This is a genomic window from Pedobacter lithocola, from assembly GCF_042650845.1.
Lineage (GTDB): Bacteria > Bacteroidota > Bacteroidia > Sphingobacteriales > Sphingobacteriaceae > Pedobacter > Pedobacter lithocola.
The window spans coordinates 896,267-921,001 of sequence record NZ_JBHSBW010000007.1 but is presented as its reverse complement, the minus strand read 5'-3'; the positions used below and the strand labels follow the sequence as shown (position 1 = coordinate 921,001).

At 35.7% G+C, this 24,735-nt stretch carries 20 protein-coding genes; 14 read left to right on the top strand and 6 right to left on the bottom strand.

What is annotated here, in order from left to right; all coding sequences use genetic code 11:
* Nucleotides 1-18: 18 nt before the first annotated feature.
* The 5 genes from ACFOWA_RS06325 to trxA all read left to right on the top strand — a co-directional run bounded on the left by ACFOWA_RS06325 (nt 19) and on the right by trxA (nt 6,414).
* Nucleotides 19-2,676, top strand: a complete 2,658-nt coding sequence (locus tag ACFOWA_RS06325; protein WP_378982946.1) for a putative LPS assembly protein LptD — start codon at nt 19-21, stop codon at nt 2,674-2,676.
* Between the two features lie 3 nt (nt 2,677-2,679).
* Nucleotides 2,680-3,933, top strand: a complete 1,254-nt coding sequence (locus ACFOWA_RS06320) for a competence/damage-inducible protein A (RefSeq protein WP_378982944.1) — start codon at nt 2,680-2,682, stop codon at nt 3,931-3,933.
* 47 nt (nt 3,934-3,980) lie between these two features.
* Complete coding sequence (locus ACFOWA_RS06315; protein ID WP_378982943.1) at nt 3,981-5,324, top strand: dihydrolipoamide acetyltransferase family protein; 1,344 nt, start codon at nt 3,981-3,983, stop codon at nt 5,322-5,324.
* 46 nt (nt 5,325-5,370) lie between these two features.
* Nucleotides 5,371-5,985: a hypothetical protein gene (locus ACFOWA_RS06310; RefSeq protein WP_378982941.1), complete on the top strand. Its 615-nt coding sequence runs from the start codon at nt 5,371-5,373 to the stop codon at nt 5,983-5,985.
* A 132-nt stretch (nt 5,986-6,117) separates the two neighbouring features.
* Nucleotides 6,118-6,414 carry a thioredoxin gene (gene trxA, locus ACFOWA_RS06305; RefSeq protein WP_378984128.1) on the top strand — a complete coding sequence of 99 codons (297 nt, stop codon included), beginning with the start codon at nt 6,118-6,120 and terminating at the stop codon, nt 6,412-6,414.
* Here the strand turns inward: trxA and pdeM are convergent.
* From pdeM to ACFOWA_RS06285, 4 genes are all read right to left on the bottom strand, one after another.
* Complete coding sequence (pdeM, locus tag ACFOWA_RS06300) at nt 6,411-7,049, bottom strand: ligase-associated DNA damage response endonuclease PdeM (RefSeq protein ID WP_378982940.1); 639 nt, start codon at nt 7,047-7,049, stop codon at nt 6,411-6,413. The genes trxA and pdeM overlap by 4 nt on opposite strands.
* 203 nt (nt 7,050-7,252) lie before the next feature.
* The gene (locus ACFOWA_RS06295; RefSeq protein WP_378982937.1) at nt 7,253-9,730 is read right to left on the bottom strand and encodes a ligase-associated DNA damage response DEXH box helicase; all 2,478 of its coding nucleotides are present in this window, start codon (nt 9,728-9,730) and stop codon (nt 7,253-7,255) included.
* 322 nt (nt 9,731-10,052) lie between these two features.
* On the bottom strand, nt 10,053-11,651 hold the full coding sequence (locus ACFOWA_RS06290) for an ATP-dependent DNA ligase (protein WP_378982935.1): 1,599 nt from the start codon (nt 11,649-11,651) through the stop codon (nt 10,053-10,055).
* Complete coding sequence (locus tag ACFOWA_RS06285; protein WP_378982932.1) at nt 11,648-12,703, bottom strand: ligase-associated DNA damage response exonuclease; 1,056 nt, start codon at nt 12,701-12,703, stop codon at nt 11,648-11,650. Before ACFOWA_RS06285 ends, ACFOWA_RS06290 begins: the two co-directional genes overlap by 4 nt.
* A gap of 153 nt (nt 12,704-12,856) precedes the next feature.
* Between ACFOWA_RS06285 and ACFOWA_RS06280 the strand changes: the two genes are divergently transcribed.
* Together ACFOWA_RS06280 and ACFOWA_RS06275 are read left to right on the top strand one after the other, a co-directional pair.
* Nucleotides 12,857-13,468, top strand: a complete 612-nt coding sequence (locus tag ACFOWA_RS06280) for a SatD family protein (RefSeq protein WP_378982930.1) — start codon at nt 12,857-12,859, stop codon at nt 13,466-13,468.
* A complete protein-coding gene (locus tag ACFOWA_RS06275) occupies nt 13,468-14,178 on the top strand; it encodes a DUF3307 domain-containing protein (protein WP_378982927.1) in 711 nt (236 codons plus the stop codon). The genes ACFOWA_RS06280 and ACFOWA_RS06275 overlap by 1 nt, the downstream gene beginning before the upstream one ends.
* A gap of 1,107 nt (nt 14,179-15,285) precedes the next feature.
* On the opposite strand, the gene ACFOWA_RS06270 is transcribed toward ACFOWA_RS06275, so the two are convergent.
* Complete coding sequence (locus tag ACFOWA_RS06270; protein ID WP_378982924.1) at nt 15,286-16,401, bottom strand: trans-sulfuration enzyme family protein; 1,116 nt, start codon at nt 16,399-16,401, stop codon at nt 15,286-15,288.
* A gap of 121 nt (nt 16,402-16,522) precedes the next feature.
* On the opposite strand from ACFOWA_RS06270, the gene ACFOWA_RS06265 reads away from it, so the two are divergent.
* The 5 genes from ACFOWA_RS06265 (at nt 16,523) to ACFOWA_RS06245 (ending at nt 20,823) form a co-directional block, all read left to right on the top strand.
* Complete coding sequence (locus ACFOWA_RS06265) at nt 16,523-17,017, top strand: hypothetical protein (protein WP_378982922.1); 495 nt, start codon at nt 16,523-16,525, stop codon at nt 17,015-17,017.
* Between the two features lie 251 nt (nt 17,018-17,268).
* Nucleotides 17,269-18,462, top strand: a complete 1,194-nt coding sequence (mqnE, locus tag ACFOWA_RS06260) for an aminofutalosine synthase MqnE (RefSeq protein ID WP_378982920.1) — start codon at nt 17,269-17,271, stop codon at nt 18,460-18,462.
* Between the two features lie 81 nt (nt 18,463-18,543).
* Nucleotides 18,544-19,167, top strand: coding sequence for a histidine phosphatase family protein (locus ACFOWA_RS06255; protein WP_378982917.1), 624 nt, complete (start codon nt 18,544-18,546; stop codon nt 19,165-19,167).
* Between the two features lie 97 nt (nt 19,168-19,264).
* Entirely contained in the window at nt 19,265-19,990 is a 726-nt protein-coding gene (locus ACFOWA_RS06250) for a menaquinone biosynthetic enzyme MqnA/MqnD family protein (protein WP_378982914.1), read from the top strand.
* 56 nt (nt 19,991-20,046) lie between these two features.
* Complete coding sequence (locus ACFOWA_RS06245; protein WP_378982911.1) at nt 20,047-20,823, top strand: Fic family protein; 777 nt, start codon at nt 20,047-20,049, stop codon at nt 20,821-20,823.
* A gap of 39 nt (nt 20,824-20,862) precedes the next feature.
* On the opposite strand, the gene ACFOWA_RS06240 is transcribed toward ACFOWA_RS06245, so the two are convergent.
* On the bottom strand, nt 20,863-21,177 hold the full coding sequence (locus ACFOWA_RS06240; protein ID WP_378982909.1) for an HPF/RaiA family ribosome-associated protein: 315 nt from the start codon (nt 21,175-21,177) through the stop codon (nt 20,863-20,865).
* Nucleotides 21,178-21,579: 402 nt separating this feature from the next.
* Here ACFOWA_RS06240 and mutS point away from each other — a divergent pair, with 402 nt between their 5' ends.
* Both mutS and ACFOWA_RS06230 read left to right on the top strand, forming a co-directional pair.
* A complete protein-coding gene (gene mutS / locus ACFOWA_RS06235; RefSeq protein WP_378982906.1) occupies nt 21,580-24,159 on the top strand; it encodes a DNA mismatch repair protein MutS in 2,580 nt (859 codons plus the stop codon).
* A 75-nt stretch (nt 24,160-24,234) separates the two neighbouring features.
* Nucleotides 24,235-24,732 (top strand): C40 family peptidase, encoded by a 498-nt coding sequence (locus ACFOWA_RS06230; protein WP_378982904.1) that lies wholly within the window; start codon nt 24,235-24,237, stop codon nt 24,730-24,732.
* The last annotated feature ends 3 nt before the right edge of the window (nt 24,733-24,735 follow it).

Genomic DNA, 24,735 nt, shown 5'->3' with positions numbered 1-24,735 from the left:
TAACATTCAAATACGAATTTGAAACTTCTTAGCAACTCTATTTTACTAATTTCTGTCATTTTATTAACATTCAATGTTAATAAAGCTAACGCATATTCTGGTTTTTCATTGCAGCAACTTGTTCAACAAGATACTTCTAAGAAGGATACGACTAAAATCAAAGTAAAAAATAATAGCGATCTTGATAAGAAAATCGAATATAAAGCCACTGATTCTGTAAGGTTTAGCAAAGACAAGAGCATAATTTATATGTATGGAAATGCTCGAGTAATTTATGGCGATTTTGAATTAGATGCCGATTACATTCGTTACGATCAGAAAAACAATATTATTTACGCAAGCGGAAAAACCGACCCAAAAACGAAGCGATATATTGGACGTCCAATTTTTAAATCGGGTACTGAGGGCTCGGCAGTAGCAGATTCATTGTATTATAATTCTGCAACAACTAGGGCAAAGGTTTACGGCGTATATTCTGAACAGGAAGGTGGTTTCTTTTCTGGAGGTCAAAGTAAAAAGCAGGTAGATAATGAATTACACATCAAAAATATGATGTATAGCACATGTAATTTGCCACATCCACATTTTGGTTTAATGATTAGTAAAGGCATTGCAACTGAAAAACAGATTATTACTGGACCGGTTTACATGCAAATTGAAGATGTACCAACACCATTTGCTTTACCGTTTGCATTTTTTCCTAAAACAAATAAAAGAACTTCTGGTATAATTCTGCCAACACCGGGAGAGGATGCATCTCGTGGATTTTTCTTGCAAAATGCTGGTTATTATTTGGGTTTAAACGATTTTTGGGATGCCAAGCTAATGGGAACAATTTATACAAATGGTTCTTACGAGGCAACTTTGAGTAGTAACTATATTAAAAGGTATAAATTTAATGGAAACATTAACCTCAATTATGCAAATACTAAAAATGGTATTCAAGGACAAGAGAACATCGGTAAAAACTTCAGAATAGGGTGGTCGCATAGTCAAAATCCAAATGCAAGCCCTGGTTCTACTTTTACAGCAAGCGTAAACTTAAGTTCTAGTACATATTATAGGGCAACAGCTGCTAATACGTCTTACGATCAAAGCGCTATTGCCACTAATACATCAACAAGTAGTATTGCGTATTCAAAGGTTTTGGCTGGTGGTTTATTTAATTTTAGTACTGCACTAAGTGCGCAACAAACTTTTAGCAGCAGGCAAATATTTTTGCAATTGCCACAGTTTAATTTAAACATGTCCACAATAAGTCCGTTTGATTCAAAAAACAGAAGCGGTGAACAGAAGTGGTATCAGAAAATTACAGTCGGCTATAGTCTTCAAGGTAACAACACCATCAGTACCGCCGATAGCGTTTTATTTAAACCTGAGGGATTGAGAAAATTGCAGACCGGTTTTAGTCATAGCATTCCTATCGGTATGAACTTTACACTTTTAAAGTATTTAACCTTTAGTATGGGTGGTACTTATAATGAAGTTTGGAATTTTCAGTCGATTAATAAAAGATTTACTTCGTTTACAGATGGAACCTATACATCAAGAATCGATACTTTAAGTGGCTTTAAACGTGGAGGAAGTTACAATTTATCAACCAGTATGTCAACAAAGGTGTATGGTAAAACAAGGGAATTTAAAAACCTAGGTAACATTCAGCAATTGCGTCATATAATGACACCTTCTGTAAGCTTTAGTTATTCTCCTGATTTTACTGACCCAAGTAAAGGCATCTTTAAAGAAGCAATCGACCAAAATGGAAGGTTTTTAATAAATCCAAGTACCGGCAGACCAGTTACTTATTCTACATTGGAGGGTATGGCATTTCCAGGCTCTTTTTCTACCGAACAAGCCTCCATTGGGTTCATTTTGGATAATACAACAGAATTAAAAGTTCGCTCACCAAAAGATACCACCGGAACTGGTTTTAGAAAAATCCCCATAATACAGGGTTTGAGTTTTAGCGGTTCATATAACTTATTGGCGCCATCAAAAAAGCTAACCCCGATTAGTTTTAGCGGTCGCTCGCAGTTTACTGATAAATTAGGCATAAATTATAATGGAACGCTGAATCCTTATGTGCTTCGCGATTCAACAAATAATGGCGTCTTTGTTCAAAACGTAGAAATTGATAGATACTTTTGGCAAGATGGAAAATACTTCCCTAGATTAACCAATTTTGGTTTTTCTTTCGATTATGGATTTAATGCTGCTGCTGTTAAAAAGAAAAATGAAAATTATGATGCATTAAAGGGTCAGGTTGAAAAACAAGGTATGACGCCTTTACAATCAGAACAGCTAAATGCCCTTAACCGCGATCCAAATGCTTTCGTAGATTTTAATATTCCATGGAACTTTGCCTTTCAATACAGGTTTGATTATACGAACAATTTAGGCGTTAGCACAATTACGAATACCTTAAATTTTAATGGCGATTTTAACTTAACGCCAAAATGGAAGTTTACCTTTAACTCTGGTTACGATTTTAAAAACAGAGGTTTAACTCCAATGAACATTGCCATTTATCGAGATTTGCATTGCTGGGATATGAGTGTAAACTGGATTCCATACGGTGCTTATAAAAGTTATTCTGTAACCATTAAAGTTAAGTCATCGATATTGCAAGATTTAAAACTGAGTAAAAGACAAGGTTTTTATAACACCTACCAATAAATTATGTTAGCCGAAATTATAACTATTGGCGATGAAATCCTCATTGGCCAAATCGTAGATACCAATTCTGCCTGGATGGCAAAACAACTTAATGCTATTGGTGTGTCTGTAAAGCAAATCACTTCAGTATCTGATGATGAAAATCATATTTTGCAGGCATTAGCTGATGCAGAAAAACGGGCAGAAATTATTTTAATCACTGGTGGCTTAGGTCCAACGAAGGATGATATCACCAAAAAAACATTAGCAAAGTATTTCGGAATGGGTTTTAGGAGAGATGAAGGCGCACTTGAAATGGTGACTTCAATCTTCAAAAAATACAATCGTCCGTTACTTGATATCAATATGCAGCAAGCTGATGTTCCTGAGGGTTGCGAAGTGATTGTTAACAGAAATGGAACTGCGCCATGTATGTGGTTTGAGCAAAATGATAAGATTTTTGTATCTATGCCGGGCGTTCCGTATGAGATGATGTATTTAGTGGATGATGAAATTTTACCTAGAATTACCAGTCGTTTTAAACTTCCATTTATTGTTCATAAAACCATTCTTACAGCAAATATTGGCGAATCGTTTTTAGCTAAAGAGCTTGAGGAAATTGAAGATAATTTACCTGCTCACATCAAATTAGCTTATTTACCTAAACTTGGTCAGGTACGTTTGCGTTTATCTGCTAAAGGAGAAAATGAAGCTAACTTAAAAGTAGAAGTTGATGAATATGCAAATCAAATCATAGCAAAGGTTAAAAAATTTGTTGTTATAGATGACGATATTCCTTTGGAGAAGGCAATTATCGACATCATGAAAAAGCAAGGCTTAACCTTATCTACTGCAGAAAGTTGTACCGGTGGTTATATCGCACATTTAATAACGCAGCATCCAGGCTGCTCTTCAGTTTATTACGGTGGTGCTGTCGCGTACGCTTACGAGTTGAAAGAATCAATTTTAGGTGTTAAAGAAAGTACATTAACTAAATTTGGTGCTGTAAGCGAAGAAACTGTAACGGAAATGGCCGAGGGTGCAATAAAACAATTCAAAACAGATTATTCCATAGCAGTTAGTGGAATTGCTGGTCCGGATGGAGGAACAGAAGATAAACCTGTAGGTACCGTTTGGATTGCAATTTCTAATAAAAATAAAACGGTTGCTAAAGTGTTTAATTTCAGCAATAAACGCATTCAAAATATCGAACGGTCTGCTGCATCTGCATTAATGATGTTATTAAATCTACTTAGAGAAGACCAACACAACGAATAAAAACTGTATTTTTGTCGCAATACCAATATATAATACTGTAATAAAATATGGCTCAATACGAACTGTTATTACCAAAAATGGGTGAAAGTGTTGCTGAAGCAACAGTAATTAAATGGGTAAAACAACCTGGTGATTCTATTGATTTGGATGATACCATTTTAGAAATAGCAACTGATAAGGTAGATTCTGAAGTGCCATCACCAGTTGCAGGTAAATTGGTAAAACAGCTATTTAAAGAAGATGAAGTTGCGCAAGTAGGTGATGTAATTGCAATTATAGAAACTGAAGGTGGAGATGATGTAAAGACTGAAGAGCCTGTTGCCACTGCGCCAGCAGTTGAGGAAAAGCCAGAAATCATTCCAGGTATTGAACAATTGCCAGTAGAAAATGCTGTTGTCCAAAATGATTCCAACTCGTCTGATCGTTTTTATTCTCCATTGGTAAAAAGTATCGCTGCACAAGAAAATATTTCTATCCAAGAGCTTGATTCCATCAAAGGTTCAGGTGCTGATGGTAGATTAAATAAAGATGATTTATTAAGTTATGTAGCAAGTAAAAACGGTGGACAAGCAGCATCAACTAAAACAATTGAAGCAGCTAAACCAGCTCAAACTGCTGTAGAAAAGCCTGCTCCAAGCCAGCCATCAATACCAAATAAAACATCAGTTACATCTGTTTCTGGTGGTGATGAAATTATTGAGATGGATAGAATGCGTAAACTTATTGCCGACCACATGGTGATGAGTGTACAAACTTCGCCACACGTAACTTCATTTGTTGAAGCCGATGTTACAAATATGGTTTTATGGCGCAACAAAGTAAAAAATAGCTTTGAAAAACGTGAGAATGAAAAAATAACCTTCACGCCAATTTTCGTCGAAGCCGTAGCTAAAGCAATAAAAGATTTTCCGATGGTTAATGTTTCTGTAAATGGAACGCAAATCATCAAAAAACGCGATATTAATATAGGTATGGCGGCTGCCTTACCAAGTGGAAACCTAATAGTTCCGGTAATTCGAAATGCAGACCAGCTTAATCTTGTAGGATTAACAAAGGCCGTAAACGATTTGGCAGGTAGGGCGAGGATTTCTAAACTAAAACCAGATGAAACCCAAGGTGGAACTTTTACATTAACAAATGTTGGTACTTTTGGTAATGTGATGGGAACACCAATCATTAATCAGCCACAAGTTGCCATTTTAGCGGTAGGTGCCATTAAAAAGAAACCAGCTGTGTTAGAAACCGAACATGGTGATGTTATCGCAATTCGCCACATGATGTTTTTGTCGTTATCTTACGATCATAGAGTTGTAGATGGCTCTTTAGGTGGAATGTTTGTGCGTAGAGTAGCTGATTATTTAGAAAATTGGGATTTCAACAGAGAAATTTAATTATATTAATAATTTTTAGGTAGGCCCAAGAAGTTTAAAAATTAAAATGCTAGATTCAATATTAAAATCGATAGTTGCTGATAACGTATTGCATTCCAAATGGTTAAATACGTTATCTTATATGGAAAATGCAGGTGCTAAAAAGATTTCAGCATCCGAACATAAAGAAAACGTAAATCTGATAATTTTAAAGCATGCCGCTGAAGAACATCGCCATGCATATTATTTAAAGAAACAGCTTTCCAAACTTGATGAATCACTTTGTAAAACATATACCAATGCAGAGTTGCTATCACCAAATCAAACCAAATATTACTTACATGCTTTGGATATTGCCGTTTGCAGGTATTTAAAAGCAGAATTTAATCTATCTGGTTACGAATTAAAATTTGCGGCATATCTTTTTGTTACCTATGCCATTGAAGTTCGTGCTGATGAACTTTATCCAATTTACCAATCTGTTTTGGATAATGCAAAAAGTAAGGTAAATGTTAAATCAATCATTTTAGAAGAAGAAGGGCATTTAGAGGAAATGATTAATCAATTGGCTGGCTTTTCTAACGATTGGGAAAAATATGCAGCTGAAGTAATTAAGATTGAGCAAAGTTTATTTGATAATTGGGTTGAAGCAATACAAGAAGATTTAGGCGTTGTGGCTTAACTCTTACTTTCTTCTATTTAGAGAAAAATTATTAGGCGGACTAGTCGATCTTCAATAATACAATATCTATGCTCAAATAGGATTATCAAAAACCATATCTCACTGCGATTGTTCATTTATTAAACCAAAATGATGTCAAAATTTTCAGAATTAATTAATGGCGATAAGCCTGTCTTGGTTGATTTTTTTGCTGAATGGTGTGGTCCTTGCAAAATGATGAAACCCATTTTAGAGCAATTAAAATCGCAGCTTGGCGATTCAGTTTCAATTATTAAGATTGATATTGATAAAAACCAAGCTGCTGCTGCATCTTACAATGTGCAAAGTGTACCAACGCTTATGCTATTCAAAAATGGTAAACAGATTTGGAGGCAAAGTGGTGTTTTACAAGCCTCACAATTAAAACAAATAATCGAGATACATTCTTAAACCTTTACCACACTATTCGGCGTTACCGCAAATATTTCTTCACTAGCTTTAGGATAAATATTATACAAACCTGTAAACGTGCTGAAAGCTGGCAACACGGCATATTCCTTACCAAAATAAAAACAAGGAAATTTTAATCGTTGCTTTGCTTTGCCCACAATACTTACTCCCGGATGAATATGTCCACTAATAGGATATAATTCTTCTTCCGTACATTTTGGCGCATCATGAATAAAACAGAAAGGACCTAAACAGAAACTAGGCTCGTGAATATCGATTTGCATCGATGCATAGTCGGCATTAGCCAATCTATCGTGATTTCCTTTTACTAGTAAGAAATTTAATTCCAGATATCGCTTTCTCCATTCAGAAAATTCGTCAATATCAGTGTTTAAACCATGATGAAACATATCACCGTTAATTAATAAAGTTTTTGGTTGGTATTTTTCGATAAGCAAACCTAATCTTTGCAAATCATTTTGTGCAATCGTAGATGGCACCTGAACACCAGCTGAGCGGAAATGTGCAGACTTGCCTAAATGCAAATCGCTGATGGCTAGAAGTTGATGTTGTGGTAAGTATAAAGCCCTTTCTTTATCTAAAATCAGTTCTTCACCGTGGCTTGTTATGGTCATTAATAATTCGTTTTTCTAAGTGATGCATTTCATCCAGCTAAGCCTGAGAAGAAAATCTTCGTTCTACTTTAAACCGACCTAACAAATTTTTGGGAGAGTAGATGCAAGGCCTACTCACTTACTTTAATACAAAAATCTTCAGCCGGCAATTTTGTTTCTTTTGTTGTCAAAAGAAACAAACCTGTCCGGCCAGGACCAAATACTTATTTTATTTTCTCCGATTCTGCTTTCATTCTTGCAATTCTTTGTTCCAACTCTTCCGAACTCATATTTTCCCTCAAACTATCTACTTTAATCGGGAAAGATAGCGGTGTAAAACTTTTAGGGTTGGTAATAATCACCTCACTGTTCTGAATCCTTTCTAAAGCTGCAGCCAATCTGGGTTCTTCTAATTGCTGGTAGAAAACTTCATCGTACGCTTGGCGCAAAAGTAGATTATGTTTATCGTAATCACTAAAAACATTAAAAAATAAACCTGCAGATGACTGTAAATGTTTATTTGCAACATATTTGCCCGGGTAACCTTGAAAAACCAAACCTGAGATACAGGCGATATCCCTGAATTTCCGTCGTGCCATTTCTGTTGAATTTATGCTCAAAGTAATATCCTCTGTTAAGTTTTTAGGCGAAAATACGTCATAAGCGATTGATTCATCCATTGGGATTTCAATATCACTTAAAAGTTCAAAACCGTAATCATTCATCGCAATAGAAAAACTGATTGGCAGCAACTTACTTAATCGGTAAGCTACTAAAGCCGCTAAAACCTCGTGTACCAATCTTCCCTCAAAAGGATAAGCAAATAGATGAAAGCCCTCTTTATTGTTAATAAGTTCGATTAATAACTCATCATTTCTTGGTACATGAGAACGTTCTTGCTGAAGTAAAAATAAAGGACAAACCACATCCAGTTCTTCATCCTGATGGGTTTTATCTAAAGCCTCGTTATATTTTTTGCGCAATACCGACCCTAAGTTAGATGAGAGAGGTAATCTACCACCATTCCAGCTAGGCGAAATGGCATTATGTTGTTTGCTCACGCGAACAATTACCGTCATATCTTTTACATGCACAAATTCTAAAACCCTACCTGCTAAACGGAAATTATCGCCTGCCTTTAAACGGGTAACAAAATACTCCTCAACCATTCCAATGTAACCACCAGAAAGGAATTTTACTTTCAACATTGCATCGCTTACAATCGTACCAATATGTAAACGATGGCGCATGGCAAGCTGCCTGCTTTTTACTTTCCACAATCCATCTTCATCTTTGGTAACCTTTTTAAATTCGGTATAGGCACTCAAACTATCGCCACCCGAAGTAATAAACTGCATTACCCAAGTCCATTCTTCGGGCAAAATCATTTTGAAAGCGTGGGTATTTTTAATTTCCTCGTAAATAATTTTGTCATCAAAGCCATCGCCTATGGCAAGGGTTACCAGGTACTGAATTAAGGTATCAAAAACCATAATAAAAGGCTCGCGACTTTCTATATTGTTGGTTTTTGCCGCCTCTTTAATCGCAGCTGCCTCTACCAATTCTAAAGCGTGAGTAGGTAGAAAATAAATTTTTGACACCTCGTGAGGCGAATGCCCCGAGCGACCAGCCCTTTGCAAAAACCGGGCAACACCCTTCGGCGAGCCCACTTGCACAACCGTATCTACAGGCTTAAAATCAACTCCTAAATCTAACGATGAGGTTGCTATAACAGCCTTTAGCTGACCAGTATGCAGGGCATCTTCAATCCAATTTCGAAGTTCAAAATCTATAGAACCATGGTGTATGGCAATTCTACCGGCCAATTCGGGTTCTATATTAAGCAAATGCTGGTACCACATTTCCGATTGCCCGCGGGTGTTTATGAAAATTAATGTGGTTTTACTTTTCTCGATGATTGGCAACAGCTTGTAGGCTAATTTTAAACCCAAATGCCCCGCCCATGGTAAAGTTTCAATATCATCTGGTAAAATCGATTTGATAATAATTTTCTTCTCTAAATTGGCCTTAATAATAATTCTTTTGGCGGTTTCGTCAGGTTCTAAAACATCCAAAGCCTCATCAATATTTCCAATGGTGGCAGAAATTCCCCAAACCCTTAAAAATTGGTTTTTTTCTAGTTTTTGTAATCCTTTTATTCTCGAAACGGCAAGTTCTACCAACACGCCACGCTTGCTGCCCAAAAGTTCGTGCCACTCATCAGCCACAATACATTTAAGGTTTTTAAATAATAACGAAGAGCCTTTCTGAGCCAAAAGCAAGTGCAAACTTTCGGGCGTAATCAATAAAATTTCGGGCATCGATTTCTTCTGCTGGACCTTTTCTGCTTGCGAGGTATCGCCATTTCGAACACCCACATGCCAATCTAATTCCAGCTCCAGCAAAGTTTCTCGCATGGCTCTGGCCAAATCTTTAGCTAAAGAACGCAATGGCGTAATCCAAATCAATTGCAGGCGGTCTTTTGCTTTTTTATTGCTCGCCTCCGATGCATTTAAAGCCTCAATTGCAACCGCTAAAAATAAGGAAAAGGTTTTGCCAAAACCAGTTGGAGCATTAACCAAACCACTATAACCGTTAAGGTAGTATTGCCAAGCATCTTCCTGGAACTGAAAAGGCTTGCGCTTATTGGCTTTAAGCCATGATTTTATCTTTTTATAACCTTTGGTTTTGGTTTGGTCCATGCTTAAATATTGCACTGATTTTTTTTTAATTTAATTTTTTAAAAGCATTTGTAGTAATTCTTCGGTCGCATCAGTCCCGCCATTTGCTACAATCTTTTTGTCTGTTCTACTTTCTTTATTGCTTTTGCGATTATGAAAGATGATACAATCTCATTCAGTTAAATGCAGCAAAAAGTATTTCCGCGTCTGTCGGGTTTAAGATAGTAGGGTAAACCTAAGTAATTTAAACCTGACAGTAGCGAGCATGAAACCCGATTCTTTATCGGGTGAGTAAAGCGTATGGCAGGACTGTCGGTTCCTATAAATACAGAAACTTGCTTTTCTATTCATTTATAAATGTTGATGCCAGCAATTGTCTTAAATCTTCCAATGTATTAATTTCTGCGGCTTTTTTATCTTTCCGCCAACGTAAAATTCGTGGGAAACGAAGGGCCAGACCTGCTTTATGTCGCTTACTTTCGGCAATTCCCTCAAATGCAATTTCGAAAACCAATTCGGGTTTTACAGTTCTTACTGGGCCAAATTTTTCAATTGCATTTCTGGTTACAAAAGAATTTACTTCCTTTATCTCCTTATCTGTTAAACCAGAATATGCCTTTGCAATGGTTACCAAATTTTCACCATCGCGGACGGCAAAAGTATAATCGGTAAAAAAATTAGCCCTGCGTCCGCTACCTTTTTGTGCGTAAATCATCACCGCATCAACCGTGTAGGGATTAATTTTCCATTTCCACCAATCGCCGCGCTTGCGACCGCTATGATAATGAGAACTAAGTTTTTTAAGCATAATTCCTTCGCTATTTATGGAGCGTGAGGTTTGCCTTAACTCCGCAAGTTCTTCCCAATTTTTACATTCGATCACAGGAGAGAGGATAACAGCACTTTCTTCCAAGCCGCCAATTAATTGTGATAATATTTTTCTTCTTTCGCTAAGCGGTTGCTCACGGAAATCAGTAGCCTCAAATTCTAAAATATCATAAACAAAAAATCCAATTGGTGCATCTTCAAGCTGTTTTTTATTTATCGTTTTGCGGTTTAAACGTTGTTGTAAAGTACTAAATGATAAGACTTGTTTATTTTGAACTGCCAGAATTTCTCCATCTAAAACCACACCATCCGGTAAAACATCAATTAAAAAGTGTAGTTCGGGGAATTGTTCGGTTACCAGTTCTTCACCACGGCTCCAGATAAAAAGTTCGCCGTTTCGCTTTACAATTTGCCCGCGAATACCATCCCATTTCCATTCAGCTTGCCACTGAGAAATTTCACCCAACTTCTCTGTTTCTTGCTCTAACGCGTACGCTAGGCAAAATGGGTACGGCCACGAATTATCTGTATTTACGTGTACGCCATTAATCAACTCGGTAAAAGTAATCTCGTATGGATTCCATTTACCCATTATGCTGTGCATAATTTGTGCGCTATCCAAACTGCTTTGTTTAGCCAAGGCGTTTACCAGCATTTTGTTAGAAACACCAATTCGGAAATTACCAGAAATCAGTTTGTTAAAGATGAAACGTTCTTGTGTTTCGAGTGTGTTCCAGGCATTTAAAATGAAATTCTTTTTTGTTTCATCATCTTTTCCCTCTAAATCATGCAAGTCTTCAATCCATTTATGGAGTTGAAAATCAGATGTGTTTTCTGCTGGTGGAAGGAGCAGAGCAATAGTTTCACTTAAATCGCCAACGTTCGAGTGGCTCTCAGAAAATAGCCATTCGGGGGTTTGTGTAATCTCAATTGCCCAATATTTAAGTAAGGCCGATTTAATTGGTCGCCTGGGTTTTTTACCCGTAAACAAAGCCACCACCCAAATTTTATCTTTATCATCGGCATAATTGAAATAATCTACCAGCGCCGCAATTTTATCGTTCGTTTTATTGCTCAGCTCTAGCTGTTGGATAAGTTTTGCAAAACGTTTCATTCTGATTTTTGATTATTGGTTTCAGAATTTTGATTTTCAGCATCAGCTAAATCAACCTTATTTTCTTCATCATCTTCCTGACCGAATTTTGTAATTACTTCTTCCGATTCGATGCCGCTATCATTTAAAAACCTACTAAATGCTGCCGTAAAACCATGCGTAACATACACTTTTTCGGCTCCAGTTGCAGTTATTGCATCCATCAAGCCTGTCCAATCTGCATGATCACTTAAAGCAAAACCTGCATCTGCACTTTGCCAGCGGCGATGCGCCCGAACCTGCATCCAGCCAGAACAGATACCAGTAACCGGATGCGATAAATTCTTAATCCAGCGGCTATCTCTCATTGCTGGTGGAACAATTACGATGCCTTTCTGCAATTCATCTTTTGTGGTTTCTGGTGTAATTCGGATGGTTTCGGGTAAGTTTACACCAGCATTAATAATTACCTCGTTTAGGTTTGCAATACTATTGTGAACGTAAATGGGTACGTTACCCGCCAGGTTTTTAATTAAGCGTTGTGCTTTACCCAAGCTGTAAGCAATTAATACACTGGTTTTTTGATTTTGAATGTTATCGCTAATCCAACTTTTAATCCCATCAAATACAATATTTTGTTTTTGCCATTTGTAAACAGGCAGGCCAAAAGTGCTTTCAGATACAAATGAATGGCATTTTACAGGTTCATATACATCACTAATTCCATCATCTTCTGTTTTATAATCGCCAGAGATTACACAGATTTCCCCTTTATATTCTAATCGAACTTGTGCTGAACCAATAATATGCCCTGCTGGAAAAAATGAAATATTTACTCCGTTTCGAACAATACTTTCGCCATAATTTAGCGTTTCTACGTCTAAATCTTCACTAATACGTTGTTTAATAATAGGTTTGGTAAGTGTATGGCAGAGGTAATGTTTATTGCCAAAACGAACATGGTCGCTATGGCCATGCGTAGTAACTGCATAATCTACAGGCCACCAAGGATCTACGTAAAAATCGCCCTGCTTACAATAAATACCTCTTTTAGTAAATTCGATTAAAGACATGTTTATATAACAACAGATTATAACATAAGTTTTTTATTAATATCTGCTAATTAGCAGATAAATTAAAATATCTGGTAAATAGCAGATAAATTGAAATATCTGGTAATTAGCAGATATTTTTTGTGATTTGATAAAATATTTCGATATTGTATTATGATTTGCATTATAACAGGTGATATTGTAGGCTCAAGAAAGATTAAAGATAGCTGGTTAATCAGTTTAAAAAAAGCTTTAAAAACTATTTCAATACACAATGATAAGTGGGAAATATTTCGTGGTGATAGCTTTCAGGTAGAAGTTGAACCAGAAAATGCCATCCGCACAGCTGCATATTTAAAGGCTTGTATTAGAATAAATAAACCAGCAGATGTAAGGATGGGAATTGGCATTGGCGAAGCTAAAAATAAACGTAAAAAGCTTTCTGAATCGAATGGCGATGCTTTTGTAAACTCGGGGATTGCCTTTGATGGCTTAAAACAGGGTAAAGTTAATCTTGCAATTAAAACGGATTACCCAGAATTTGATGAAGAAATTAATATTTTAATTAAATTGGCTTTAATTGCAATGAACGGTTGGGGAGTGGTGGCTGCCGAAATGGTAAAACTGGCTTTAGAGCATGAGCATGTATCGCAAAATGAACTGGCTGTGCTTTCGGGAAGAACACAGCCGCTTGTAAGTGGAGCTTTAAAACGTGCAAATTATTCTGAGCTAATGGAAATGGATAAATTGTACCGCAAAAAATTAAACCTAACGAGCTCTAAATAATGGAAATCTATTTAATCAAAATTATTATTGCTCATTTAATTGGCGATTTCTTTTTGCAGCCAAATGCCTGGGTGAAGGATAAAGAAAAAAATAAACTTAAATCGGGCAAATTATATTTACACGTGCTAGTGCATGTGGTTTTGATATTTGTTGTTTTTTTAAGTTTTAATGTTTGGAAAGTAGCTTTATCAATTGGTGTGTTGCATTTTGTTATTGATGCTTTAAAATCAATATTTCAAACCAAGAAAAATGCTAGAATATTGTTTTTTGCCGACCAGATTTTACATATCAGTTCGATTGTATTGGTTTGGCATATATTTTACAAGGGTTATTTAGATATTAGTTTTTTATATGAAACTAAAACATGGTTTTTAATTTTAGGAGTGTTATTTTTAACCATGCCTACTTCCATCATTATGAAAGTAATTATTGCGAAATGGTTGCCAGAAAGTGATGATGAAAGTCCGAAATCGTTACAAAATGCAGGTAAGTATATTGGGATTTTAGAACGTGTTTTAATTTTCGTTTTTATTTTAACCAATCATTTTGAGGCTGTTGGATTTTTGCTTGCAGCAAAATCTATCTTCCGCTTTGGAGATTTAAAAGAAGCACACGATTTAAAATTAACCGAATATGTTTTGATTGGAACACTCCTGAGTTTTGGAATTGCAATAGTTGTATCGTTTGGAATTTTAGGATTACTGAGATAGTTAAAAAACGGTCTAATAATATCAAATTAATTTTTACAGCCAAGCACGTAAAAAGAAGAATCACAGAGACAACGAAGTTGAGTGTTAATATCTCTGCTGTATTAGTAGTTGTCTTTGCTAGGTACGAAGCACAATCTCTAGCTGCTTGTCTATCGCCTGTATTCTACAAAATAAAAACATTTAATTTCATGTTTTTTAGCAGCGCAAGGTTTGTGCAATAAACTAAATTTGTTCCCGTTTTACGCTGTACTCCGCTAACTGCCGAAATGGATATTGCTTCGTGTTCGCTTCAACCGGGGCTATTTTGCAAATGTAGTATTCCATTTTAAGGGTTTGCGAAATGCGCAAACCGTTGTTCGTAAACCCGATTGCAATGAAAAGCCCCAATTTATCATTGGGCTTGTAATGTAAAGCGGGACTGCAATATCAAAAGGATTACTGAACGTACGTTTCCAAAAAAAATCAAACTGATTTGAAATATTTTAAGTGGTTAATACTTTTTAGAAGCGCAAGGCTTGTTCAAGAAACTAAATTTGTTCCCGTTTTACGCTTTACTGTGCTAACAGCCGAAATGGCTGTTGCTTCGTGTTCGCTTCAACCGGGGCTATTTTGCAAATGTAGTGTTCCATTTTAAGGGTTTGCGAAATTCGCAAACCTTTGTTCGTAAACCCGATTGCAATGAAAAGCCCCAGTTTTTCATTGGGATTGTAATGCAAATCGGGGCTGAAATATCAAAAGGATTACTGAACGTACGTTTCCAAAAAATCATGGTGATAAAATTGCTACAAAAACTCAAAGTTCACGGAAATTGAGTTTTCAAAATTGCTCCTATTATTCCCCAAATGTTCGGGAATGATTGTGGGCATAATACTTTTTATAAACTTCCCCAAAAGCACCTCAACTTTGTTAAATAAACCCGATTGCAATGAAAAGCCCCGATTTTCATTGGGCTTGTAATGCAAAGCGGGACTGCAAAATCAAAAGGATTACTGAACGTACGTTTCCAAAAAATAATGATAATAAATACCCACAGAATATGAATTCAAGGAAAACTATTTTTGACTAAAACTTTAAATACCTTAATACGTGGCGATGAATGATATCCATTTATCCTAATGCTTGTTCTAAATCGGCTATAATATCATCTACATGCTCTAAACCAACAGAAATTCTTAGTAAATTTTTTGGTGTTTTGCTATCTGGTCCTTCAACAGAATATCTGTGTTCTATTAAGCTTTCTACACCGCCTAAACTTGTGGCTTGTGCAAATAACTTAACGCTGTTTACCACCTTACTTGTTGCATGTACATCTCCTTTAACTAAAAATGACATCATTCCGCCAAAATCTTTCATTTGCTTTTTGGCAATTTCATGTTGAGGGTGCGTTGCCAACCCAGGGAAGAAAACTGCCTCAACTTTTGGATGGTTAGCCAAAAACTGAGCAACTTTTTTCCCGTTATCGCAATGCCCTTTCATTCGGTAAGCCAATGTTTTGATACTTCTGCACAATAAAAAGCAATCAAAAGGTGATGGAACGGCACCGCCTGTTTGTTGTATGTTTTTGATTTTCTCCCAAAGTTCATCCTTTTTAGCGGTTACTAAAATTCCACCCAAAACATCGCTGTGGCCACCAAGATATTTTGTACTACTATGCATAACGATATCAGCGCCCAATAAAATCGGGTTTTGCAGAATAGGAGATGCAAATGTGCTATCGCATGCTAAAGTAATGTGATGCGCTTTTGCAATTTTGGCTATTTCTTCTATATCTGTGATTTTTAATAGTGGGTTTGATGGGGTTTCAATCCATATTAACTGGGTATTGGTTTTAATGCTACTTGCTATCAGGCTTAAATCGGTTTGGTCGATAAAATCGAATTCTAAAATCTCATTAAATATGGTTAGCAATTGCTTTTTAATGCCCCAATACATATCATCAGGCGCAATAATATGGCTACCAGGTTTTAACGCCTGAAACAAACTCATGCCACAATTATTACCCGATGCAAAAGCTGCAGCATCTTCGCCATACTCCAATTTAGCTACAGTGTTTTCTAAAGCAGACCGGTTTGGGTTACTCACGCGGCTATACATGTGTCCACCCGGGTAACCGCCATTTTCATCACGAAAAAAAGTTGTTGATAAATTTATCGGTGGGGTTACATCACCAGTAGTATTTTTTACAAGATTAGAGGCGTGAATAGCAAGGGTTTCGGGTTTCATGATGATTGGAGTTAGTGCAAATTTATTGCAACGCAATTTAATAATTTGGCGCTAATTTAAGGTTCATATTTGTTTTGGCAAGATTTATGTAATCAGATTTGCAAAAATTAAATTAAACAAAATGAAAAGATTATTTATAGCTATCGCGATAGCATGTTCTACTTTAGTAATGTTACAAAGCTGTAATACTGCAAAAAGGGTTACTGCCGGTGTAACAGGTAGCAGAGGTACTGTTGTTCGCGAATGGGTAGTTAGTAATGTGGCTTTAGATGGTTTACCAGATGGCGCTGTACAAGGTTTATTCGGAGAAAAATCTTACAAATGCTTTGAAGGAAGTACCTGGAATTTAACAAACAGCGGAAACGGTTCATATACTTTACCAGCATCAAGCACTTGCGGTTCGGTAATGCAAACTATTTTCTGGTCAGCTGCTCCTAAAGAAGAAACTTTCCAATTCAAAAAAATATTTGAAGGCGATAAGGCTAAAAATGTAACAGAAGGTTACCGTTTAGTTTTAACAGAACTTTCAAGCACTCAAATGGTAATGAAATCGCCAATTGAATTTGGTGGTAAAACAGCAAACATCATTTTAACTTTTGTACCTGCTGCGAAATAATTAAAATCACTTTATTAATATATAAAAGCACTTCTGCAAAGAGGTGCTTTTTTTATTTCAGTTCATTTGTATCATTCGTTCAGTATTTCATTCGTATCATTTGTTATTGCGCTTGACCCCAATGACAAATGAACAAATGATTAATCAATTAACAACTAATGCATCAAAAAGCTATTAAACTGTTCGTTTGTTACAAGAAAATGATTTTCAAATCGCCTCAATATTGTATTTTTGTGTAAAATAATTCAGAAATGAACACAACTGAGCAAGTTGAAAAAATATTAGCTGATACTTCATTATCAACTGAACTTCAAAATATCGCACATAAAGTACTTCAAAAACAACGCATTACTTTTGATGAAGGCGTTTATTTATACGAACACGCCGAGTTAGGTTACTTAGGTGTGTTAGCAAATTTTATTCGTGAGGAAAAGCATGGTGATAAAACCTATTTCAATCGCAATTTCCATTTAGAACCTACAAATCTTTGTGTTTACGACTGCAAATTTTGTTCGTATTCTCGTTTAATAAAACAGAAAGAAGAGGGTTGGGCTTTAACGATGGAGCAAATGCTTGATATTGTTAAAAAATACGACGGTGAACCCGTTACCGAAGTTCATATTGTTGGGGGTGTTTTGCCGCAATACGACGTGTATTTTTACTCTGCTTTGTTTACAGCAATAAGAACCCACAGACCTGATTTGCATGTTAAGGCATTAACGCCGGTAGAATATCATTATATCTTTAAAAAAGCTAAAATTGATTATGCTACAGGAATGAAGCTGATGAAAGATGCTGGTTTACAATCGATGCCGGGTGGTGGTGCAGAAATTTTTCATCCTGAGATTAGAGAACAAATTGCCAAAGATAAATGTACTGGCGAGCAATGGTTAGCCATACATGAAGAATGGCACAAATTAGGTATGAGAAGTAATGCTACAATGCTTTACGGACATATCGAAAAATTCGAGCATCGTGTTGACCACATGGAAAAACTTCGTCAGTTGCAAGATAAAACAGGCGGTTTCCAAACTTTCATTCCATTAAAATTTAGAAATCAGCATAATCAAATGAGCAACGTTGCTGAGTCTTCTGTGATAGAAGATTTAAGAAATTATGCCATTTCCAGAATTTATCTAGATAATTTTGACCACATTAAAGCTTATTGGGCAATGATTAGTAGGGAAACAGCTCAGTTATCTTTAAATTATGGAGTTGATGATATTGATGGCACTCTTGATGATACAACTAAGATTTATTCCATGGCTGGTGCTGAAGAGCAAAATCCTGCAATGAGTACCAGAGAATTGGTAAATCTAATAAAGCAAGTTGGGCGAAAAGCAATAGAACGCGATACTTTATACAATGTAGTTACCAATTTCGAAAACGTAGTTTTTGAAGAAGAAAAAAAACCTGCATATTATAAGTTGCCCGTCTTAAATTAATTTTGAATGAAGGAGTTTTAATGAGTGAACATTTCACGATTTAAAATTCAATCATTCTCTAATTCAAAATTCAATCATTAAATGAAGAGTATTTATATCATCCGCCATGGCGAAACAGAATTAAATAAACAAGGCATAGTACAAGGCAGGGGAATTAACTCTGATTTAAATGACACAGGAAGAGCTCAAGCAGAGGCTTTTTATCAAACTTACAAATATATTTCTTTCGATAAAATTTATACATCTGATTTAAAACGTACCTGGCAAACGGTTCAAAAATTTACTGATGCTGGCTTGCCTTGGGAAAAATTATCTGGTTTAGACGAGTTGGCTTGGGGAATTTGGGAAGGAAAGCCAAATTCAGAGGAGGCTCGTGAGGCTTTTCGAAATATGCTCCAATGTTGGCAGGATGGAGATTATTCTGCTCATTTTGAAGGCGGTGAAAGCGTACAGGATGTATATGAACGTTTGAAACAACCTATGGAGGTTTTATCGACTAGACCTGAGGAAAAAATCGTTTTACTTTGTATGCATGGTAGAGCAATGCGAGTTTTTCTTTGCCTGCTACTAGGAAAACCATTAAGTGAAATGACTGAATTTCCTCATCAAAACACGGTTTTATATAAAATCGGATTTGAGGATGGAAAGTTTTGCGTTCTTGAGTTCAATAATGCCATTCATCTAAATGGTTTAATAATTGGTTAAAAACCAGTCGTCATTGTGAATTCATTTTGGAATCTTACCAATAATATGCTGAAACAAGTTCAGCATGACGAGACTAATAATATAACATTATAGCACCTTGAATAAGATTAAAATATCGGCTGTTGCCTACAGTAATACTAAAGCATTTATTTACGGATTAGAACATTCAGACATCATCAATAAGATAGATTTAAGCTTAGATATACCATCTGATTGTGCTGCTAAAGTAATTAATGGCGAGGTTGATTTAGGTTTAATGCCCGTTGCCGCAATTCCGCTGGTGCCAAACGCTAATATTATTGCTGATTATTGTATAGGTAGCGATGGCGCAGTAAACTCTGTATTTATTTTTAGCGATGTTCCGGTTGAAGAAATTAAAACCCTTAAACTCGATGCGCACTCCCGGACTTCAAATAACTTGGCCAAGGTTTTACTAAAATTTCATTGGAAACATGAGGTTGAAGTTACAACTGAACCTTCCGCCAAAACAGATGCAATCGTATTAATTGGCGATAGAACTTTTGGTAGAAAAGATAATTATGCTTTTGTTTACGACATGGGCGAGGAGTGGAAAAATTTTACAGGCTTACCTTTTATGTATGCTGCCTGGGTTGCCAATAAAGAAATTTCGCAAGAATTTAAAGATGAATTTAATGCAGCTCTGAAATTTGGTTTGGTTCACAGAAAGGAAGTTTTGAACAATTTGCCCCAAATTCCAAATTTTGATTTAGAAGATTATTTATATAACAAACTTCAATTTGAAGTTACAGAGGATAGAAAAAAAGCGCTGCAATTGTTTTTGGGTTACATTCAGGAACTCTAAAAAATTGGGTTTTTTACAAAATCTAATGTTAAATTAGCCTTAAATCTGTTTCAATAATGTTTGATGAACTGCAAATTATACCAGTAGAATTACTAAAAGAATATTGCTCGCAAGTTGATGATGATTTGCAAACGAAGTTCGACAATTTGCAGGATGCGGAAATTTCTACAAGGGAATTTAGTTTTTACACCTCAGTTTCTTCGGTGTATTCAAGCAAGATAGAGGGAGAAGATATTGAACTGGATTCTTATATCAAACATAAAAAGTTTGGAATTGAGTTTTTACCTGACTACACAAAGAAAATCGATGATTTGTACGCTGCCTATGATTTCGTTAGGGATAATTTTTTAGACCAAGAAAATCTTTCAACTGTTCATAAATTATTAAGCAAGCATATTGTTGCCAAAAATTATCAGGGTAAGTTTAGAAATAGCAACATGTATGTTTCAACACCTGATGGACGTATAGAATATTTTGCAATTTCTCCTTATAAACTTCATGAAGAAATGGATAAGTTTTATAATGATTTAGCCATTATACTTTCCTTAAAATTAAATATTAAAGAAGTTTTCTTTTTTGCATCAATGATTCATTTGGTTTTTATTAAAATACATCCTTTTAATGATGGTAATGGTAGGATGGGAAGACTAATTGAAAAATGGTTTTTAGGTCAGAAATTGGGAGAAAAGTCTTGGTTCTTACAGTCAGAAAAGATGTACTACGATAACCATTTGAAATATTATAAAAATTTAAGAGCGTTGGGTTTGGAATATGAAGAACTTGATTATAAGAAAGCTCTGCCATTTTTATTGATGTTGCCCAAATCTTTTTAAAAAAAATGCAATCCCGATTTCTCAGGATTGCACATCTATTTAATGACTTTTCATCTTTCCAGCAATTTTTTCTAGTGCACTTTTCATTTTAGATAATGAACCTGCAATTGCCAAATCATAATTGTTTCCGAAATTTGAAACTGCAATTGGTTCTTTACCTGTAATTTTTGCTTCAATTAAACAACGTTTGTCTTCCAAACCATCTTTACTACCATTTTCATCAGATAAATGAACATCTACACGGGTTATTAAATCACTAAACCTACTTAAAGCCTCTGTAATTTGAGTTTGAATTTTATCCTCGTATTCTTGATGTATCGTTAAATTTTTGTCGGTATTTAAGTGAATCGTCATAATTATAATATTAAGTTAAACTGTATGAGAATAACAGATACAGGCGAGAAACGTTTTAAAAATACTATAAATAAACATCACTTTCTGCGGATACACCTTTGGGAGAGGGACATACAGATTACTTATGACTCTTGCTAAACAGACGTTGTTTATAAACCTGATAGGAACAAGCACGAAGTGTAACGAAGTAAACTGGATAGCAGGACTGCAGCATCCGACAAGTACAAACCGCTGATTTTCTAGTAGTAATTAAATATTCCAATCTATAATTAACCAATTAATAAATAACAATCTTTCAAATTTTCAACAAAACAACCATAGAACGATGAATGATGCTATCTTTATAGCTTTTGCAAATTAATTTCAGTTTTGGCTAAAGATACGAACAAAGAAACCCCGTTAATGCAGCAATACAACGCAATTAAAGCGAAGTATCCGGGTGCACTTTTACTTTTTAGGGTTGGAGATTTTTACGAAACTTTTGGTGAAGACGCTATAAAAACGGCTCAGATTTTAGGCATTGTGTTAACCCGAAGAGGCACAGGACCAAATGGTGGAGCATTAGAATTGGCTGGTTTTCCGCATCATTCTTTAGATAATTATTTATCGAAATTGGTAAGGGCAGGGCAACGAGTGGCAATTTGCGACCAATTGGAAGACCCAAAACTTACCAAAAGTATCGTTAAACGTGGTGTTACTGAATTGGTTACCCCAGGCGTTGCTTATGGCGATAATATCTTAAATCAAAAATCAAACAATTACCTTGCTTCTGTATTTTTTGATAAAACACAAATTGGTGTTTCATTTTTAGATATTTCTACCGGCGAGTTTATGATTGCTCAAGGCAATAGCGATTATATTGATAAGCTTTTGCAAGGTTTTAAACCAACCGAAGTTATCTTCCAAAAATCCAAAAGGCAAATATTTACCGAAAGTTTTGGAGATAGATTCTATACTTTTGGATTAGATGAGTGGCCTTACACAACTGATTATGCTCAAGAAACGTTAACCAAACATTTCGAAGTTGCATCATTAAAAGGTTTTGGTGTAGAGGGCTTACAAAGTGGAATTGTTGCCGGAGGAGTTATTTTACACTATTTAGGCGAAACAGAACACCGTAACTTACAACACATCACTTCAATAAGCCGAATTGAAGAAGACCGCTATATGTGGTTGGATAGGTTTACGATTAGAAACCTGGAGCTTGTTAGTTCTGCCAACGATAATGCCGTAACCCTTTTCGATATTCTAGATCACACTTGTACTCCAATGGGTGCTCGATTACTTCAAAAGTGGATCATTATGCCACTGAAAGAGTTAAAGCCCATAGAAGAACGCTTGGGGATGGTTGATTTTTTCGTAAAGAATATTGAAATAACTCAAGAGTTTTTAGTACATATAAAACAAATCGGCGATATTGAAAGATTGATTTCGAAAGTGGGTTTGCAACGTGTTGGTCCGAGGGAATTAGTAGCTTTAAAACGAGCCTTAACGCATATTGAAGCAGTTAAAAACCTGGCGGCAAAATCTAAAAATCAATTTTTAATTAAAATTGCCGACCAGCTAAATCCATGTCTCGCCATAAGAGAAAGAATTGAAAAAGAACTTCAGCCAGAACCACCAGCACTTTTAATTAAAGGCAATGTAATTAACGATGGTATTGATGAAGATTTAGATAGACTACGTAAAATTGCTTTCGGTGGGAAAGATTATTTGGTGCAAATTCAAAAACGAGAGGCCGAAGCAACGGGAATTCCTTCGTTAAAAATTTCGTTTAATAATGTTTTTGGATATTATTTAGAGGTAACACATACTCATAAAGATAAGGTTCCTGAAGGATGGATACGCAAGCAAACTTTGGTTAATGCAGAGCGATACATCACGCCCGAACTTAAAGAATACGAGGAACAAATTTTAGGTGCAGAAGAAAAAATTCAAGCGATTGAGATTCGGTTATACAACGAATTGATGTACGAAACAGCAAGTTACATAAAGCCTATTCAGCTCGATTCTTTTTTGATTGCTCAACTTGATTGTTTGTTGTGTTTCGCTCAATTGGCAGAAAAGAACCATTATGTAAAACCTGAAATCTCAATAACAAAGGTTTTAGACATTAAAGGCGGTCGCCACCCTGTGATAGAAAAACAATTGCCGGTTGGACAAGAATATATTACAAATGATGTTTATCTTGATACTGATTCTCAGCAAATTATAATGATAACAGGCCCAAATATGGCGGGTAAATCTGCCATTTTAAGGCAAACAGCGTTAATTGTTTTAATGGCGCAAATGGGTTGTTTCGTTCCGGCTAAAGCTGCAGAGGTTGGTTTGGTTGATAAAATCTTTACACGTGTTGGTGCTTCTGATAACATTTCATCGGGAGAAAGTACGTTTATGGTAGAAATGAACGAAACGGCTAGTATTTTAAATAATATTTCTGATGATAGTTTGATTTTGTTGGATGAGATTGGCCGTGGAACAAGTACCTACGATGGTATTTCGATTGCCTGGGCGATTGCAGAATTTTTACATCAACACCCAACATCTCGTCCGAAAACGTTGTTTGCAACGCATTACCACGAGCTTAATGAATTGGCGAATACAATGCCAAGGATTAAGAACTTTAATGTTTCGGTAAAGGAAATGACGAATAAAGTTATATTCTTGAGAAAGTTAGTACCTGGCGGAAGTGAGCATAGTTTTGGTATTCATGTAGCAAAAATGGCCGGTATGCCCCCAAAATTAATTGGGAGAGCGAACGAAATTTTAAAGAAGTTAGAAATAGACAGAACAGAAGGGCAGAGTATAAAGGATAGTATCAAAAAAGTGCAAAACCAGGCATACCAATTACAAATGTTCGCTATTGATGATCCTGTTTTGGTAAAAATTAGAGATAATTTAAATAATTTAGATGTGAACGCATTAACACCTGTTGAGGCTTTGCTTAAATTAGATGAAATACAAAGGTTGATAAAAAATTAGATTAGTAACAGTTAAAATCTGCTACGGAATTTTTCTGTGTGTCCTATCTCTCCGTGGCAAAGCGAAAGAAATAATATGATAAGAATTAAATATTCTTTTTGGCTGGTTTTGTTGTTTTCACTTGTTTTAACTGCTTGTGGCTCTAAAAAATATACCATAAAAAGCAACACAAAAGCTGCTAAAGCCGCCGATGCTATGTCGAATTTAAAGAGTAAGCAACTTTATAAATTCATAACCGAATGGACAGGCGTAAAATATCGTTTCGGAGGTATGGATAAAAGAGGTATTGATTGTTCGGGCTTTGCACTCATGTTAGAAAAGGAAATTTATGGTGTCACTTTACCAAGAATATCACGAGAACAAGCAAACGTAGTTAAGCGAAAAAGCATTGATAATTTGAAAGAAGGAGATTTAGTTTTCTTTTCTTTTGGTGGAAAAGATGTTGACCATGTGGGTGTTTATCTTAATAATGGCTTTTTTGTACATGCAAGTACCAATAGGGGCGTAATTGTAGATGATTTATCACAACCTGCATATCAAAGGGTTCTAGTAAAATCGGGTTCTGTTAATTAAGCC

What these genes read in the sequence shown, in the direction of transcription:
- ACFOWA_RS06320 (WP_378982944.1), top strand. Translation starts at nt 2,680, where the DNA reads ATGTTAGCCGAAATTATAACTATTGGCGATGAAATCCTCATTGGCCAA.
- ACFOWA_RS06315 (WP_378982943.1), top strand. Translation starts at nt 3,981, where the DNA reads ATGGCTCAATACGAACTGTTATTACCAAAAATGGGTGAAAGTGTTGCT.
- ACFOWA_RS06310 (WP_378982941.1), top strand. Translation starts at nt 5,371, where the DNA reads ATGCTAGATTCAATATTAAAATCGATAGTTGCTGATAACGTATTGCAT.
- trxA (WP_378984128.1), top strand. Translation starts at nt 6,118, where the DNA reads ATGTCAAAATTTTCAGAATTAATTAATGGCGATAAGCCTGTCTTGGTT.
- pdeM (WP_378982940.1), bottom strand. Translation starts at nt 7,049, where the DNA reads ATGACCATAACAAGCCACGGTGAAGAACTGATTTTAGATAAAGAAAGG.
- ACFOWA_RS06295 (WP_378982937.1), bottom strand. Translation starts at nt 9,730, where the DNA reads ATGGACCAAACCAAAACCAAAGGTTATAAAAAGATAAAATCATGGCTT.
- ACFOWA_RS06290 (WP_378982935.1), bottom strand. Translation starts at nt 11,651, where the DNA reads ATGAAACGTTTTGCAAAACTTATCCAACAGCTAGAGCTGAGCAATAAA.
- ACFOWA_RS06285 (WP_378982932.1), bottom strand. Translation starts at nt 12,703, where the DNA reads ATGTCTTTAATCGAATTTACTAAAAGAGGTATTTATTGTAAGCAGGGC.
- ACFOWA_RS06280 (WP_378982930.1), top strand. Translation starts at nt 12,857, where the DNA reads ATGATTTGCATTATAACAGGTGATATTGTAGGCTCAAGAAAGATTAAA.
- ACFOWA_RS06275 (WP_378982927.1), top strand. Translation starts at nt 13,468, where the DNA reads ATGGAAATCTATTTAATCAAAATTATTATTGCTCATTTAATTGGCGAT.
- ACFOWA_RS06270 (WP_378982924.1), bottom strand. Translation starts at nt 16,401, where the DNA reads ATGAAACCCGAAACCCTTGCTATTCACGCCTCTAATCTTGTAAAAAAT.
- ACFOWA_RS06265 (WP_378982922.1), top strand. Translation starts at nt 16,523, where the DNA reads ATGAAAAGATTATTTATAGCTATCGCGATAGCATGTTCTACTTTAGTA.
- mqnE (WP_378982920.1), top strand. Translation starts at nt 17,269, where the DNA reads ATGAACACAACTGAGCAAGTTGAAAAAATATTAGCTGATACTTCATTA.
- ACFOWA_RS06255 (WP_378982917.1), top strand. Translation starts at nt 18,544, where the DNA reads ATGAAGAGTATTTATATCATCCGCCATGGCGAAACAGAATTAAATAAA.
- ACFOWA_RS06245 (WP_378982911.1), top strand. Translation starts at nt 20,047, where the DNA reads ATGTTTGATGAACTGCAAATTATACCAGTAGAATTACTAAAAGAATAT.
- ACFOWA_RS06240 (WP_378982909.1), bottom strand. Translation starts at nt 21,177, where the DNA reads ATGACGATTCACTTAAATACCGACAAAAATTTAACGATACATCAAGAA.
- mutS (WP_378982906.1), top strand. Translation starts at nt 21,580, where the DNA reads ATGCAGCAATACAACGCAATTAAAGCGAAGTATCCGGGTGCACTTTTA.
- ACFOWA_RS06230 (WP_378982904.1), top strand. Translation starts at nt 24,235, where the DNA reads ATGATAAGAATTAAATATTCTTTTTGGCTGGTTTTGTTGTTTTCACTT.